The organism is uncultured Ralstonia sp. (genome assembly GCA_913056305.1).
Taxonomy (GTDB): Bacteria; Pseudomonadota; Gammaproteobacteria; order Burkholderiales; family Burkholderiaceae; genus Ralstonia.
The window spans coordinates 1-13,165 of record CAJXMR010000134.1 but is presented as its reverse complement, the minus strand read 5'-3'; the positions used below and the strand labels follow the sequence as shown (position 1 = coordinate 13,165).

Sequence of the window (13,165 nt, the reverse complement as noted above, 5' to 3'; positions counted from 1 at the left end):
GCCATCGCGGTCTTGATGTCTTCCATGTCCTTGGCGGTCAGCGCCGGCGCCGACAGCCCGCCGCCCTGGCGGTTGATGCCCTTGTTGTTGGACAGCTCGCCGCCGATCTTGACGATGGTTTCGATCTCCTCGCCGACCACACGCTCAACCTGCAGCACGATCAGACCGTCGTTGAGCAGCAGCAAATCACCCGGGCCGACGTCGCGCGGCAACTCCTTGTAGTCGAGACCGGCGCGCTCCTGGTTGCCCAACTCGCAACGGGCGTCGAGCGTGAAGCGCTCGCCCGGATTCAATGTGATCTTGCCGTTCTCGAACTTGCCGACGCGGATCTTCGGGCCCTGCAGGTCGGCCATGATGCCGACCTCGCGGCCGATCGAGCGCGCCACCTCGCGCACCAACTGGGCGCGGTCGATGTGGTCTTGCGCGGTGCCGTGCGAGAAGTTCAGCCGCACCACATCCACCCCCGCGGCAATCATGCGGGTCAGGACTTCCTGCGTGCTGGACGCGGGGCCGAGCGTAGCGACGATCTTGGTGGCGCGGGTCATGGGCGGTGTCTCGTTGGTGTTATCGGACGATGCGGTTGCCTGGCGTGGCAATCAGGCCAGTGCGGCCTGGTTCTGGGCGCGCTGTTCCAGGATCTCCACGGCCGGCAGGGTCTTGCCTTCCAGGAACTCCAGGAACGCGCCGCCGCCGGTGGAGATATAGCCCACGCGATCGGCGATGTTGTACTTGGCGATGGCGGCCAGCGTGTCGCCGCCACCCGCGATCGAGAAGCCCGACGACGCGGCGATGGCCTCGGCCAGCACCTTGGTGCCGTTGCCGAACTGGTCGAACTCGAACACGCCGACCGGACCGTTCCACACGATGGTGCCGGCGGACTTCAGTTGGTCGGCCAGCAGCGCGGCCGTCTTCGGGCCGATGTCGAGGATCATGTCGTCGTCCGCCACGTCGGCCACGTCCTTGACGGTGGCCGCGGCGGTCGCGCTGAATTCCTTGGCGCAGACCACGTCGCTCGGGATGGGCACCGAGGCGCCGCGCGCGGCCATCATGTCGATGATCGCTTTGGCATCGCCCACCAGGTCCGGCTCGGCCAGCGACTTGCCGATCTTCAGGCCGGCGGCCAGCATGAACGTGTTGGCGATGCCGCCGCCGACGATCAGGTTGTCCACCTTGTCGGCCAGCGTCTTCAGGATGGTCAGCTTGGTCGACACCTTGGAGCCGGCCACGATGGCCACCAGCGGACGGGCCGGCTGGCCCAGCGCCTTGCCCAGCGCGTCCAGCTCGGCGCCCAGCAGCGGGCCGGCGCAGGCGACGGGGGCGAACTTGGCGATGCCGTGGGTGGTGGCTTCCGCACGGTGCGCGGTGCCGAAGGCGTCGTTGACGTAGACGTCGCACAGCTTGGCCATCTTCTGCGCCAGCTCGTCGCTGTTCTTCTTCTCGCCCTTGTTCACGCGGCAGTTTTCCAGCAGCACGACCTGGCCGGGCACCACATCCACGCCATCCACCCAGTTCTGCACCAGCTTCACGTCACGGCCCAGCAGCTCGGCCAGGCGCTTGGCGACCGGCGCCAGCGAGTCTTCCGGCTTGAACTCGCCCTCGGTCGGGCGGCCCAGGTGCGACGTGACCATCACGGCGGCGCCAGCGTCGGCCGCGGCGCGGATGGCCGGCACGGAGGCGCGGATGCGCGTGTCTTCGGTGATGTTGCCGGCGTCGTCTTGCGGCACGTTGAGGTCGGCGCGGATGAACACGCGCTTGCCGGCAAGCTTGCCTTCGGAGATGAGATCGGTCAGACGCAGGACGTTGGGCATGGCAGCAACAGAGAAGGAATCGCGGAAAACGGCGATTTTACCTGATCGCTCCCCCACCCCTGCCAGCAAAACGGGCGACCGAACGTCGGCATGCCGAACCAGGCAATCCCGCAATCCTCAATATTTCTTCACAAAGCTACAATGTGGCCCAAAACACACATAACAACGTCGGGAATTCCACATGAGCCAAGTGCCACACCTGGGCCGCGCCGCGCTGGCGGCCGCCTTGACCACCGCCCTGCTGACCGCCTGCGGCGGCGGCGATTCTTCCACCAGCACCACGACCAGCACCCAGCCAGGCAGTGGCACGCCGACCACCGCATCCCCAGCGGCCAGCCAACTCACGCTGAACACGCTGGAGTTTGCGCAGACCCACGTGCTGCCCGAGGGCGGGTTCTCGTGGAAGCTGGCCAATGACAGCGCCACGCTGCAGCTGATCGGCAATCGCTCTGCACTGGCGCTGGTCGCCATCGCGCAGACCGACGTGCAGCAGCCGGTGCTGGAGGCCTGGCGCAACGGCGCGCTGATCGGCACGCTTGCCCTCAACGCCCCGGCCGCGCTACCGCCCACTGAAGCCAACGGCCGCCCCTATGCGACCGACCGCTGGAGCGCCACGCTACCTGCCGCATGGATGGTGCCGGGCACGTCGTTCCGCGTATCCGCCGCCAACTACGCGCCAAGCACGACCCACACCCAGGCCTTCGGCACCAACGCCGACATCGCCCTGCGCGTGCTGCCCTTCTACCTGTTTGGCGCGAACGACACCAACACCACGCCGTTCTCCGCCACCAAAGTGCCGGATACGGTCACGCAACAGGAGATCTTCGCCAAGTGGCCCGTGGCGTCGCTCAACGCGGTCAACCACCCGATCGGGCGCGTCTCGTGGTCGAGCGTCGTGATCCCGCCGCGCACCGACAGCACGAACGTCGCCCAGCCCGCCTACACGGTGACGGCGATGAGCCAGCAGAAGGACGGTTACGCGGTGATGGGGGCCCTGCTGAGCCTGGCCCAGGGCCTGCGCAGCGCCAACGGCGAGGACGCCACCAACAACCAGTATTACGTCCCGATTCTGCCGGTCGACCCGGTGTCCGGCCATGCGGTCGGCCTGGGTGGTGGGCTGGGTGCCGTCGGCGGGGGGGTTGGCGTAGGCGACCAGGCCTACACCGGCGTCTTCATCCACGAGCAGGGCCACGCATTTGGCCTGCCGCATGCGGGCGAAGCCTACAACGTGGGCGCCTACCCGTATGCGGGCGGCAGCCTGGCCGGCTCGGCGTGGGGCTACGACCCGAACCACAACCAGTTCCTCGATATCCGTGTGCCGACCACGGCCAGCCACTACCCCAATTGCACCAGCGGCCACGTAACCGATTCGGCTGGTCGCTGCATCAAGCAGGACCCGATGCAGGGCGGCGCGGGCGATCAAGCCCCCGGCTACAAGTTCGCCACCTTCTCGGACTACAACACCGGCAAGATGCAGGGCTGGCTGCAGGGGCGCGTCCTGGTGGATGCCGCCTCGCCCACCGGCTACAGCAAATGGGACGCAAACGCCCAGGCGCGCGTGGCCTATACGCCGACGACGACCAGCAACGGTCTGTACGGCATCAACCAGAACCTGCCGGCGCAGACCAACGTGCCGGTGGTCGCCATCGCCATCACCTTCAGCCGCGCGGGCACGGCGGGCGTGTCGCAGATCTACCCGCCACTGCCCTACACCGGCAACCTGTTGCGGACGTTCGACCCGGCCAGCGCAGCGGACCAGCAAGCCATTGTGCCCAACACCGGCACCTATGCCTGGTATTGCCACGCCAGCGGCTGCGACTACACCGTGCGCGTGACCTACGCCGACAATTCGCAGATCACGCGTGTGCTGCAAGGTGGCTTCCGCCCGTGGTTCAACCCCACCGGCACCCCGGCGGCCAATACCTCGGACCCGACCAACGGCGCCAGCTTCAAGCTGTGGACCATCAACGTGCCGGGCGGCCAAGCCATCACCAAGGTGGAACTGCTCGACACGCCGATGGCGTGGAACGGGCTGCCGGCCACGCCGACGGTGCTACTTAGCCGCTGACACCCTGGGCGCGCGCTGCAGGCGCAGCGCGCTCTCGGCGCTGTAGAGCACCAGCCCGATCCAGATCAGCACGTAGCCGGCCACCTTCGGCCCGGCGAACGGCTCGTTATAGAGCCACACGCCCAGCAGCAGCTGCAGCGTCGGGCTCACATACTGCAACAGCCCCAGCAGCGACAATGGAATCCGCCGCGCCCCCGCGCCGAACAGCAGCAGCGGCACCGCGGTCAGCGGCCCGGCCAGCACCAGCAGCAGTTGGATGCCCGGCGATGCCGCGAGGAAGACGTTCTGCTGCTGCGCCGCCAGCCAGCCCAGGTAGGCCAGCGCCAGCGGAAACAGCAGCAGTGTCTCCAGCGTCAGCCCTTCCAGCGCGCCCAGCGGCGAGGTCTTGCGCAGCAGCCCATAGAACCCGAACGAGAACGCCAGCGCCAGCGCGATCCACGGCGGGTGCCCGGCCTGCCAGGTCAGCCAGGCCACGCCCGCCGCCGCCAGCGCCACCGCCACCCACTGCACCGGCCGCAGCCGCTCGCCCAGCACCAGCGCGGCCAGCATCACCACCACCAGCGGGTTGATGAAGTAGCCCAGGCTGCCGTCGAGCACGTGGTCATGGTTGACCGCCCAGATATAGGTGAGCCAGTTGATCGCCAGCAAACCGGTGCTGGCCGCATAGCGCCCGACCACGCGCGGCTGCGTGCGCAGCGCCCACAGCCACGCCCAATGCCGCTTGACCAGCAGGATCACCACCATCACCGCCAACGACCAGATCACCCGGTGCGACAGGATCTCCAGCGGCGTCACCGCCTTGAGCAGCTTGAAATACAGCGGAAACAGGCCCCACATCGTGTAGGCCAGGAAGGCGAAGATGACGCCGTTGCGTGTCGATCCCGGCACGATTTATCCCCAGAGACGCAGCACGGTATAAACCGCCATGCCGACAACGATCATGCCCAGCATGCGCCGCGTCGCCACATAGAACGCAGTCGAGGCGATGCCGGCCATCAGGCGCGGATTGGTCCAGCTCAGGTCGAAGCTGCCGTGGTTCCACAGCAGGTCGGGCAGCACGATGGCGATCAGCGCGGCGGCCGGGGCGAAGCGCAGCGCGTGCTGCGCACGTGTCGGCAGCGTCATGCGGTCGCCCACCATCAGGAACAGCGAACGCGTGACGATGGTGACGAGGGTCATGCCGAAGATGGTCAGCCAGATCTCGAGCGTGGTCATGAGCCCTCCTTCGACTCGGGCTGCGCCGGCAGCGCGCGCCGCTGGCGCCACTCCAGGCGGGCAGCGGCTTCATCCCCGGCCAGGCCGGCGGCCATCGCGCCCACCACCGCAATGACCAGGCTCAGCCGGTACGGCAGCTTGAAGGCGATCAGCGCCAGCAGCGCGGCCACCGCCACGGCCATCAGCGTGGCGCGACCGCGGATGGTCGACACCATCACCGGAATCAGCGCCAGCGTGCCGGCCAGCGCCAGCCCCCACGAATCCGGAAACAGGCTCGCGCCGACAATGCCCAGGATGGACGACGCCTGCCAGGCAACCCAGCTCGTCAGCGTCATGCCCCAGAAATAGCCTTCCTTGCCCGCTTCCGGCCCCGTCCGCGGAAAGCGCTGGCTGAAGAACACGTAGGGCAGGTCGCCGTTGAAAAAGCCCAGCAGCACGCGCCGCATGAACGGCAGGTGCCCGAAATGCTGCATCAACCCGGCGCTGAAAATAACGAAGCGCACGTTAACGATGAAGGCGGTCAGCAGCGCCGTCCAGATCGGCAGGCCGGCCGCCAGCAGCGGCAGCACCGCCAGCTGCGACGAGCCGGCATAGACCAGAATCGTCATGCCGATGGCCTGGGGGATGGTCAGGATGGACTTGCTCATCGCCACGCCAGTCACCAGCCCCCAGGTGAACACGGGCGGCAGCGAGCGGGCATAGAAGCGCGCGCCGGCGATGAAGCCCGCGCGCTCGGCCGGGTCGATCGCCTGCCAGCGGCGCTGCAGCGCGGTGCCCCAGCGGACTAGCGGCATGACGCCCCCGTTTGCGGCTGATTCTTCTCTTTTTTGGTGATCGGCCGGATGGGGCCGGCAGCGCGCAGGCGCGGGAACGTCGGGGGCGACATGGTGGCTCGCAGGAAACGTCCGATTATACTTTTTGTGTTAAGTAGTTGCTTAACGACGTTTGGTGAACATTTTGTGCTACGCGCCACGCCGACACATTCAGCGTTGGCGCGCCCGCCCCCACCCCTTACAATTCCGCCTTTGTCGGCATTATTTGAGCCTGCGGCCCCATAAAAGGCGTGGCAGCCCCTCCGGGGTCTGACCGCGCTGGCTTTCTCACCTCATCATGACCACGCATACCGCACCCACCATCGAAATCGGCGCAGACGACCTGCCGCTGCATTGCCCGACCGCCAAGACGCCGGCCTGGAGCTACCACCCGCGCGTGTTCCTCGACATCGCCGACACCGGCGAGGTCAAGTGCCCGTACTGCGGCACCGTCTACAAGCTGGCCCCCGGCGTTGAACTGAAGGGCCACCATTGAGCGGTACCGACACGCCGTATCTCGATCGTCACCTTGGCCGAAGCACCCTGCTTCCGGTTCTGTCGGCGAGCCGATGATGCGCAAGATCCTCGTCATTGCCCCCAACTGGATCGGCGACGCGCTGATGGCGCAGCCGCTGTTCGCGCAGATCAAGGCGCGGCACCCGCGCGTGCAGATCCACGCCATCGCGCCCAAGTGGGTGGCGCCGGTACTCGCGCGCATGCCCGAGATCACGCGCGTCCTGCCGACCGAGCTCGCCCACGGCAAGCTGCAGCTCGGCAGCCGCACGATGTTTGCCCAGCAGCTCAAGGGCGAGCAGTTCGATGTCGCCTATGTGCTGCCGAACTCGTTCAAGAGCGCGCTGATCCCGTGGCTGGCCGGCATTCCGCTGCGCATCGGCTACAAGGGCGAAACGCGCGTGGGCGTGCTCAACGTGCGCTACCCGAACCCGCCCAAGAAAGCGCGGCCGCCGATGGTGCAGCACTACGCGGCACTGGCCTTCAAGCCCGGCGCCAAGCTGCCCGACACCCTGCCCGACCCGCACCTGCAGGTGGACGTGCAGCGTGTGGCCGCCACCTCGGCCAAGTTCGGCATTGCTGGCAATGCGCGGTTGGTCGCCTTCTGCCCCGGCGCGGAATACGGCCCCGCCAAGCGCTGGCCCGCCGAGCACTTTGCCGAGCTCGCGCAGATGCTGCGGCGCTCGTTCCCCTACGCGCAGATCATCGCGCTGGGTTCCGGCAAGGACCGCGAGATGGCCAACGCCATCGTCGAGCGCGCGCCCTTCGTGCGCAACCTGTGCGGCGAGACCTCGCTCGATGAAGCCATCGAACTGCTCGCCCGCGCCGAGGCCGCGATCTGCAACGACTCCGGCCTGATGCACGTGACCGCTGCCCTCGGACGCCCGCAGGTGGCCGTGTTCGGCTCCAGCGACCCGCGCCACACGCCGCCCCTGTCACCCGCTGCGAGTATCATGTGGCTCCATCTGGAGTGCAGCCCGTGCTTCGCCCGCGAATGCCCGCTTGGCCACCTGCGCTGCTTGCGCGACATCGGTCCCGAGATGGTGTTTCATGAATTGCGCCGGCTGCTGCAGCCGGTGTAACGCGCCACGCGTCTTACCTTCAACGTTCACCGCCATGCCACGATTTGCCCGACTGTTCGAAGCCGCCGAGGACATCCTCGACGCCTACCGCGAAGCGCTCAAGCGCCGCGACGCCGACAGCGCACTCAAGCTCTGGCTGGATGAGGATACGGTCAGCTTCATCCTGCCCGATGGCCAGCGCCTGCACGGCCACGAGCAGTTGCGCGGCTGCCTCGACGCCCTGGTCGAAAGCCAGCCGGTGTGGATCGAGTGCCTGGATCAGCAGGTGCATTCGTCGCTGGGCGTATCGATCTTCGAGGCCACCGAGGCGCTGCGTTTCTCGCCGGACGCCACCGAGGCCGCCCTGTACGTGCACACCACCTACGTGCTGATGCAGAACCATGAGGGCTGGCGCATCGCGCACGTGCACTCCAGCCAGGCCGCTGAAGAGCGCGTGGCGGCATCGATGGCCAGCGTCACACACTCCCTGCACTGAGCCGCGCCTGCTTGGCGCGACAGCAGTTTCCCCACCATGCTTGCCCCGTTTCGCCAAACCGTTCCTGTCGATGTCCAGCTCGGCGCCATGCTGGCCGGGCCGTTCGAGCCGCACGCGTTCCGCTCGCCGTGGTGGCTGATCGGCGGCAACGCGCAGACCATCGTGCCGGCACGGCTGTGGCGCTTTCCGCGCATCCGCTACCAGCGCGAGCGCTGGGACACCCCCGACCACGACTTCATCGACCTCGACTGGACCACGCACGAGGTGGACGCGCACGCGCCGCTGGTCGTCATGTTCCATGGCCTGGAGGGCGACTCGCGCAGCCACTACGCAAGCCTGCTGATGGACGCGCTGCGCGCGCGCCGCTGGGCAGGCGTGATCCCGCACTTTCGCGGCTGCTCGGGCGAGCTGAACCACGCGCCGCGCATGTACCACTGCGGCGATGCCAAGGAAATCTCCTGGATTCTTGAGCGGCTCTATCAGGAACACTGCGTGCCTCAGGGCCGCAGGCTGCTGGCGGTCGGCATCTCGCTGGGCGGCAATGCGCTGCTGCGCTACCTTGGGGAGCACGGCGCGGGTGCGCGCCACCTGAGCGCCGCCGCCACGGTGTCCGCGCCGCTCGATATGAAGGCGGGCGGTGCCGCGCTGTCACGCGGCTTCAACATGGTCTACACGCGCATGTTCCTGCGCACGCTCAAGGAGAAAGCCGGCGCCAAGCTGGACCAGCACCCGGGCCTGTATGACCGCGACGCGATGCTGGCCGCGCGCAACCTCGGTGAATTCGACAACCTCGTCACCGCGCCGCTGCACGGCTTTAGCGACGTCTACGATTATTGGACGCGCGCCTCATCCAAGCCGGTGCTGCACGAGGTGCGCGTGCCGGCGCTGGTGCTGAACGCGCGCAACGATCCGTTCCTGCCCGGCGACCACCTGCCGGGCCCAGCCGACGTCTCACCCGATGTGGTGCTCGACCAGCCGCTGCACGGTGGCCACGTCGGCTTCCTGCGGCACGGCAGCGGCATGCGCCATGCGGCCGGCCGCATCGACTGGATGCCTGCGCGCATCCTGCGTTTCTTCGATGAGGTCCTGGGGCGTGCGCCACAGCCCGACTCGACTGCGGAGCCGACGCATGGATGAGATCGTCCGCCAAGCCATGGCCAAGTGGCCGAACGTGCCGAACTGCTTCGGCTGGCTGGCGCTGGACCGGCGCGGGCAATGGCGCATGCGCAACGAGTTTGCGCAGCAGCACAAGCTGTCGGGCGATCCGGTGCGGCATGCGGCGCTCGTCGATTTCATCGTTCGCAACTACACGCACGATGAGGCTGGGCGGTGGTTCTTTCAAAACGGGCCGCAGCGGGTGTTTGTGGAGCTGGAGTACACGCCGTGGATCGTGCGGCTGTCGCCCGATGGCGTGCCACCGGCCTTCACGACCACCACTGGGTCTGTCTTCGCACCTTCCGGGTGCTTTGCCGATGAGCACGGCAATGTGCTGCTGAGTGGCTGCGTGGCGGGCTTCAATGCTGAAGACACCATCGCGGTGCTGCACGATCACGACCTTGAGCCGTTCTCGTCGCTGGCACAGTGGCATGGTGATGCTTGCGGTGCGGCGCTTGGCACCCTGACCCTGGGCGATCGCACGTTCGATATTGAGCCGATTCACAGCGCGGAGATTGAGCAGCGGTTTGGGTTCGTGCGGCATCCGGCAAGTTAGGCGCTCGCGCTCGACGGTGTGGCCCAGTGCTTCAGGGCGAGGCTTGCTGGTCCATCCCCCGTTTCGCCCCCTGCCGGGGCCGACTCCCTTTCTTTGTCTTGCCAAAGAAAGGAAGCAAAGAAAGGCGCGCCCGAGATGGCGACACCCTCCTTGAATTTCTGTCGCAGGGAGGGGAAGGGGAAAACTCGCTGCGCTCAGACAGTTCCCCTTCCTTTTTCCTCCCTGCGACAGAAATTCAAGGCGCCATCTAGGGCAAGGGAAAAGCAAACCGCCTGGGCGCCAGCCAAAACGACAAGGCCAACCTCATGAAGGGTTGGCCTTTTTCTTTGGGCCATGCCGGCTGCGTAGGAGGCCAGAACCACGGGCTGGCCCCTCCACAAAACCCGAAGTGCTACCGCCTGTTCACCGTCGGTTTGGCCTTTGATGTTCCTGCCCTATGCGGCGCCTTGGATTTTTGTTGCGAGGAGGATAAAGAGAGGAGGCTTGTCTGAGCGCAGCGAGTTTGCCTCCCTTCCCTCCCCGCGACAAAAATCCAAGGAGGGGGTCGCCGCATCGGGCGCGCCTTTCTTTGCTTACTTTCTTTGGCAAGACAAAGAAAGTGAGTCAGCCCCGGCAGGGGATGAAACAAGGGATGCACCACAAGAACAAGCCTACTTAGGCAACGCCTTATCCTCAGCCTTCTCTTCCTTGTACTGCCGCTCCATCTGATGCAGCCGCGCGTCGACTTCGGACAGCGTGTAGAAATCCGCATCGCCTGCATCGCGCGCGAGCTTGAGTTGCTGGACCGCTTCGCCCCAGGCACCTTCGCGCGCGTACTTTTCCGCCAGCGCGCGGTGCTGCTCGACGCGCTTGCCCTTGTCGGCATAAGCGCGGGCGAGCACGTCCCACCAGATAGGCTGCGTAGTGTCTTCGCGCGCCTTCTCGCGCAGATACGGAATCGCTTCCTCCTGCCGACCGGACGCCAGCAGCGTCTGCGCATAGGTGATGGCCACGGCACGCGACAGCGGATACGCCTTCAGCGCCGCACGTGACAGCGTCAGCGCCTCGGGCACGCGATTGTGTGCGCGTGCGAGTTCGATGGCGGTCACGTCCAGGTCAGGACTGCCGGAAGTGATGCCGGGGATATTGCCGTACAGCCGTCGCGCCTCCAGCAACGCCTGCTCAGCCTCGTCCAACTTGCCCACCCTCTGGTTGGCAAAGGCGATGCCATACCAGAGCGCGGCGCGCTTCTCGACCGGCGCATCCGGTGCAGAAGCCAGCTGCGACTGCATGGCATTGCGCACGTCGATATAGGCGCTGTTGGAGGTCTCCTGCAGCACCCGCGCCCGCGTCTTGGCAAAGCCGAACTCAGGCCGGCGCGGCTGGCGCAGGTGCGGCAGGCCGCGCGCGCGGTCCGCCATGTCGGCGATGCGCTCGCCGGTGAGCGGGTGGGTGCGCGCATAACCGGGGATGACGCCGGTATCCGCAATATTGGTCACACGCTGCAGGCGGCGGAAGAAGTCGGGCATGCCATCCGGGTCGTAGCCGGCACCGGTGAGCAGCGTGAAGCCGACGCGGTCCGCCTCGCGCTCGGCACCGCGCGAGAACGACAGCTGGTGCGACACCGCCGCCGCCTGACCGCCCACCGCCAGTGCCTGCGCGGCGTCGCCGCTCTTGGTGGCCGCCAACCCGGCCAGCAGGATCGACGCCAGCGCAATCCACATCGATTCGCCCTGCTTGTCGATGCCGCGCGCGATGTGCCGTTGCAGCACGTGGCCGATTTCGTGGCCGAGCACGGAGGCCAGCTCAGATTCGCTATCGGTGGCAACCAGCGTGCCGGTGTTCACGCCCACGTAGCCGCCCGGCAATGCGAACGCGTTGATGGCCGGATCGCGCACGGCAAACAGCTCGAAGCTCGACGCCGAAGTGCTGCCCGCCACGTGCTGGCGCCGCGCCGCCTCGATCAGCTTGTAGCCGATCTCGTTGAGGTAATCGGTGAGCAGCGGGTCGGGCACGTAATCGGGGTCGCGACGGATCTCGCGCATCACGCGGTCGCCCAGGCGGCGCTCCATCTCCGGCGACAGCGCCGCCGTGGACGGGTCGCCCATGTCGGGCAACTCGTACGTCGGCGCGTCGATGATGGTCGGGTCTTTCTGCAGATATGGCGACTGGCGGCCGATCTGCACGCTGCGGTTCAGGTTGCTCTGCACCTGATCGGCAGTATCGGCCGCAGCGGCCGCAGCGGCGGCGGGCGCCGATGCCGCGCCCTGCGCCAGCACCGGTAACGGCAGCGGCGCCAGCCACGTCGTCAACAACACCGCGGCCGTCAGCTGGCGGGCGCGCGGCCGGAAGAGAGAGAGCGTCATGCGGAGTGCGTGTGATGCGGAATCAGCCTGGCGGAATCGCCGGAGGCCGTGCGCTTGCTATCATAAAACGCTTCGACACCTGCTCCGCAATCCATGCCACACCTGACTCACTTCGATACCGCCGGACAAGCCCATATGGTCGACGTCGGCGACAAGGCCGTGACCCATCGCGTGGCCGTGGCCACCGGCACGATTCACATGCTGCCCGAGACATTTGCGCTGGTGCGCGATGGCACCGCCAAGAAGGGCGATGTGCTGGGCGTGGCGCGCATCGCGGCCATCCAGGGGGCGAAGCGGACGTCCGATCTGATTCCGCTGTGTCATCCGTTGGCGTTGACCAAGGTGGCGGTGGAGTTTGAGCTGGACGAGGCGCAACACAGTGTCCGCTGCACGGTTCGGGCGGAGACGCGCGGGCAGACTGGCGTGGAGATGGAGGCGCTGACGGCGGTGCAGGTGGGGCTGCTGACTATCTATGACATGTGCAAGGCCGTGGACCGGGGGATGGTGATTGGGGATGTCAGGCTGATGGAAAAACGCGGTGGAAAGTCGGGGGAGTGGGTGGCGGGGTAGTTGACCCTCCGAAGGAAAAAGAGCGCCCCCAGAGCGCTCTTCTTTTTTAGGCAATTAGCGACATTCGGTTGGGACGAGTTTTGCTTCCAGTGTCGGTGATTTCCCCGGGTCAGGCAGACCATCACGACCTTTAATGTCCTTCGCATAGCAATCCCAGCGAATCGGCCCGGTGGGACGAACACTCTTATTCTCGTCCCCGATCAATGCTTCGCCATTGGAGGTCGGTTTGAGAATCAGCGTATTAGCGCCCTTACCGGCAACGTTCTCCGCGTAGGCGATCTGGATTTCTCCAGTCTCAGGAACGATCGTGATCCCCTCCTTCACAACGTTGCGAGTGGCCGTAGCGTTCGGCGTGTAACCTTTGTCTAACGGCAGTCCTGCGATGGCGTTCTCTGCAACCATGGTCTTGGCCGCCGTCGCCAGAGACAAGCCCTCAGTGACACGCGAACGCGCTGTGTAGTCTTGATATGCCGGCACCGCAATCGCCGCCAAAATACCGACGATGGCAACAACGATCATCAGCTCGATCAGGGTGAAACCAGCCTGGGTTCGCTTGCCGGCATGAT

The 13,165-nt window shown here is 66.4% G+C and carries 14 protein-coding genes; 7 read left to right on the top strand and 7 right to left on the bottom strand.

Going from position 1 to position 13,165, the window contains the following annotated elements:
- On the bottom strand, nucleotides 1-545 hold a 545-nt coding region (locus tag QZ609_RS18180; RefSeq protein ID WP_295497718.1), incomplete at its 3' end, for a pyruvate kinase.
- A gap of 51 nt (nucleotides 546-596) precedes the next feature.
- Entirely contained in the window at nucleotides 597-1,808 is a 1,212-nt protein-coding gene (locus QZ609_RS18175; protein WP_295497716.1) for a phosphoglycerate kinase, read from the bottom strand.
- A 181-nt stretch (nucleotides 1,809-1,989) separates the two neighbouring features.
- Here QZ609_RS18175 and QZ609_RS18170 point away from each other — a divergent pair, with 181 nt between their 5' ends.
- Nucleotides 1,990-3,876 carry a M66 family metalloprotease gene (locus QZ609_RS18170; RefSeq protein WP_295497714.1) on the top strand — a complete coding sequence of 629 codons (1,887 nt, stop codon included), beginning with the start codon at nucleotides 1,990-1,992 and terminating at the stop codon, nucleotides 3,874-3,876.
- Here QZ609_RS18170 and rarD read toward each other — a convergent pair.
- Genes rarD through QZ609_RS18155 form a run of 3 tightly spaced genes read right to left on the bottom strand, consistent with a single transcriptional unit; the run spans nucleotide 3,862 to nucleotide 5,885 of the window.
- Nucleotides 3,862-4,764, bottom strand: coding sequence for an EamA family transporter RarD (gene rarD, locus QZ609_RS18165; protein ID WP_295497712.1), 903 nt, complete (start codon nucleotides 4,762-4,764; stop codon nucleotides 3,862-3,864). The two genes, QZ609_RS18170 and rarD, sit on opposite strands and share 15 nt — an antisense overlap.
- Nucleotides 4,765-4,767: 3 nt before the next feature.
- Nucleotides 4,768-5,091 (bottom strand): AzlD domain-containing protein, encoded by a 324-nt coding sequence (locus QZ609_RS18160; RefSeq protein ID WP_295497710.1) that lies wholly within the window; start codon nucleotides 5,089-5,091, stop codon nucleotides 4,768-4,770.
- Complete coding sequence (locus QZ609_RS18155; protein ID WP_295497708.1) at nucleotides 5,088-5,885, bottom strand: AzlC family ABC transporter permease; 798 nt, start codon at nucleotides 5,883-5,885, stop codon at nucleotides 5,088-5,090. The genes QZ609_RS18160 and QZ609_RS18155 overlap by 4 nt, the downstream gene beginning before the upstream one ends.
- Before the next feature lie 316 nt (nucleotides 5,886-6,201).
- On the opposite strand from QZ609_RS18155, the gene QZ609_RS18150 reads away from it, so the two are divergent.
- The 5 genes from QZ609_RS18150 to QZ609_RS18130 all read left to right on the top strand — a co-directional run bounded on the left by QZ609_RS18150 (nucleotide 6,202) and on the right by QZ609_RS18130 (nucleotide 9,684).
- Complete coding sequence (locus QZ609_RS18150) at nucleotides 6,202-6,399, top strand: zinc-finger domain-containing protein (protein ID WP_295497706.1); 198 nt, start codon at nucleotides 6,202-6,204, stop codon at nucleotides 6,397-6,399.
- A 73-nt stretch (nucleotides 6,400-6,472) separates the two neighbouring features.
- Complete coding sequence (waaF, locus tag QZ609_RS18145; protein WP_295497704.1) at nucleotides 6,473-7,498, top strand: lipopolysaccharide heptosyltransferase II; 1,026 nt, start codon at nucleotides 6,473-6,475, stop codon at nucleotides 7,496-7,498.
- 34 nt (nucleotides 7,499-7,532) lie between these two features.
- Nucleotides 7,533-7,973 (top strand): nuclear transport factor 2 family protein, encoded by a 441-nt coding sequence (locus tag QZ609_RS18140; RefSeq protein WP_295497702.1) that lies wholly within the window; start codon nucleotides 7,533-7,535, stop codon nucleotides 7,971-7,973.
- A 36-nt stretch (nucleotides 7,974-8,009) separates the two neighbouring features.
- Nucleotides 8,010-9,110 (top strand): alpha/beta fold hydrolase, encoded by a 1,101-nt coding sequence (locus QZ609_RS18135; protein WP_295497700.1) that lies wholly within the window; start codon nucleotides 8,010-8,012, stop codon nucleotides 9,108-9,110.
- Nucleotides 9,103-9,684 (top strand): DUF2946 family protein, encoded by a 582-nt coding sequence (locus tag QZ609_RS18130; protein ID WP_295497698.1) that lies wholly within the window; start codon nucleotides 9,103-9,105, stop codon nucleotides 9,682-9,684. The genes QZ609_RS18135 and QZ609_RS18130 overlap by 8 nt, the downstream gene beginning before the upstream one ends.
- 650 nt (nucleotides 9,685-10,334) lie before the next feature.
- Here the strand turns inward: QZ609_RS18130 and QZ609_RS18125 are convergent.
- Nucleotides 10,335-12,029, bottom strand: coding sequence for a M48 family metalloprotease (locus QZ609_RS18125; RefSeq protein ID WP_295497696.1), 1,695 nt, complete (start codon nucleotides 12,027-12,029; stop codon nucleotides 10,335-10,337).
- A gap of 93 nt (nucleotides 12,030-12,122) precedes the next feature.
- Between QZ609_RS18125 and moaC the strand changes: the two genes are divergently transcribed.
- Entirely contained in the window at nucleotides 12,123-12,599 is a 477-nt protein-coding gene (moaC, locus tag QZ609_RS18120) for a cyclic pyranopterin monophosphate synthase MoaC (RefSeq protein WP_295497694.1), read from the top strand.
- Between the two features lie 54 nt (nucleotides 12,600-12,653).
- Here moaC and QZ609_RS18115 read toward each other — a convergent pair whose 3' ends face one another.
- The gene (locus QZ609_RS18115) at nucleotides 12,654-13,130 is read right to left on the bottom strand and encodes a pilin (RefSeq protein ID WP_295497720.1); all 477 of its coding nucleotides are present in this window, start codon (nucleotides 13,128-13,130) and stop codon (nucleotides 12,654-12,656) included.
- Between the last annotated feature and the right edge of the window lie 35 nt (nucleotides 13,131-13,165).

Coding starts and splice junctions, on each gene's coding strand:
- QZ609_RS18175 (WP_295497716.1), bottom strand. CDS start 1,808: ATGCCCAACGTCCTGCGTCTGACCGATCTCATCTCCGAAGGCAAGCTT.
- QZ609_RS18170 (WP_295497714.1), top strand. CDS start 1,990: ATGAGCCAAGTGCCACACCTGGGCCGCGCCGCGCTGGCGGCCGCCTTG.
- QZ609_RS18160 (WP_295497710.1), bottom strand. CDS start 5,091: ATGACCACGCTCGAGATCTGGCTGACCATCTTCGGCATGACCCTCGTC.
- QZ609_RS18155 (WP_295497708.1), bottom strand. CDS start 5,885: ATGCCGCTAGTCCGCTGGGGCACCGCGCTGCAGCGCCGCTGGCAGGCG.
- QZ609_RS18150 (WP_295497706.1), top strand. CDS start 6,202: ATGACCACGCATACCGCACCCACCATCGAAATCGGCGCAGACGACCTG.
- waaF (WP_295497704.1), top strand. CDS start 6,473: ATGATGCGCAAGATCCTCGTCATTGCCCCCAACTGGATCGGCGACGCG.
- QZ609_RS18140 (WP_295497702.1), top strand. CDS start 7,533: ATGCCACGATTTGCCCGACTGTTCGAAGCCGCCGAGGACATCCTCGAC.
- QZ609_RS18135 (WP_295497700.1), top strand. CDS start 8,010: ATGCTTGCCCCGTTTCGCCAAACCGTTCCTGTCGATGTCCAGCTCGGC.
- QZ609_RS18130 (WP_295497698.1), top strand. CDS start 9,103: ATGGATGAGATCGTCCGCCAAGCCATGGCCAAGTGGCCGAACGTGCCG.
- QZ609_RS18125 (WP_295497696.1), bottom strand. CDS start 12,029: ATGACGCTCTCTCTCTTCCGGCCGCGCGCCCGCCAGCTGACGGCCGCG.
- moaC (WP_295497694.1), top strand. CDS start 12,123: ATGCCACACCTGACTCACTTCGATACCGCCGGACAAGCCCATATGGTC.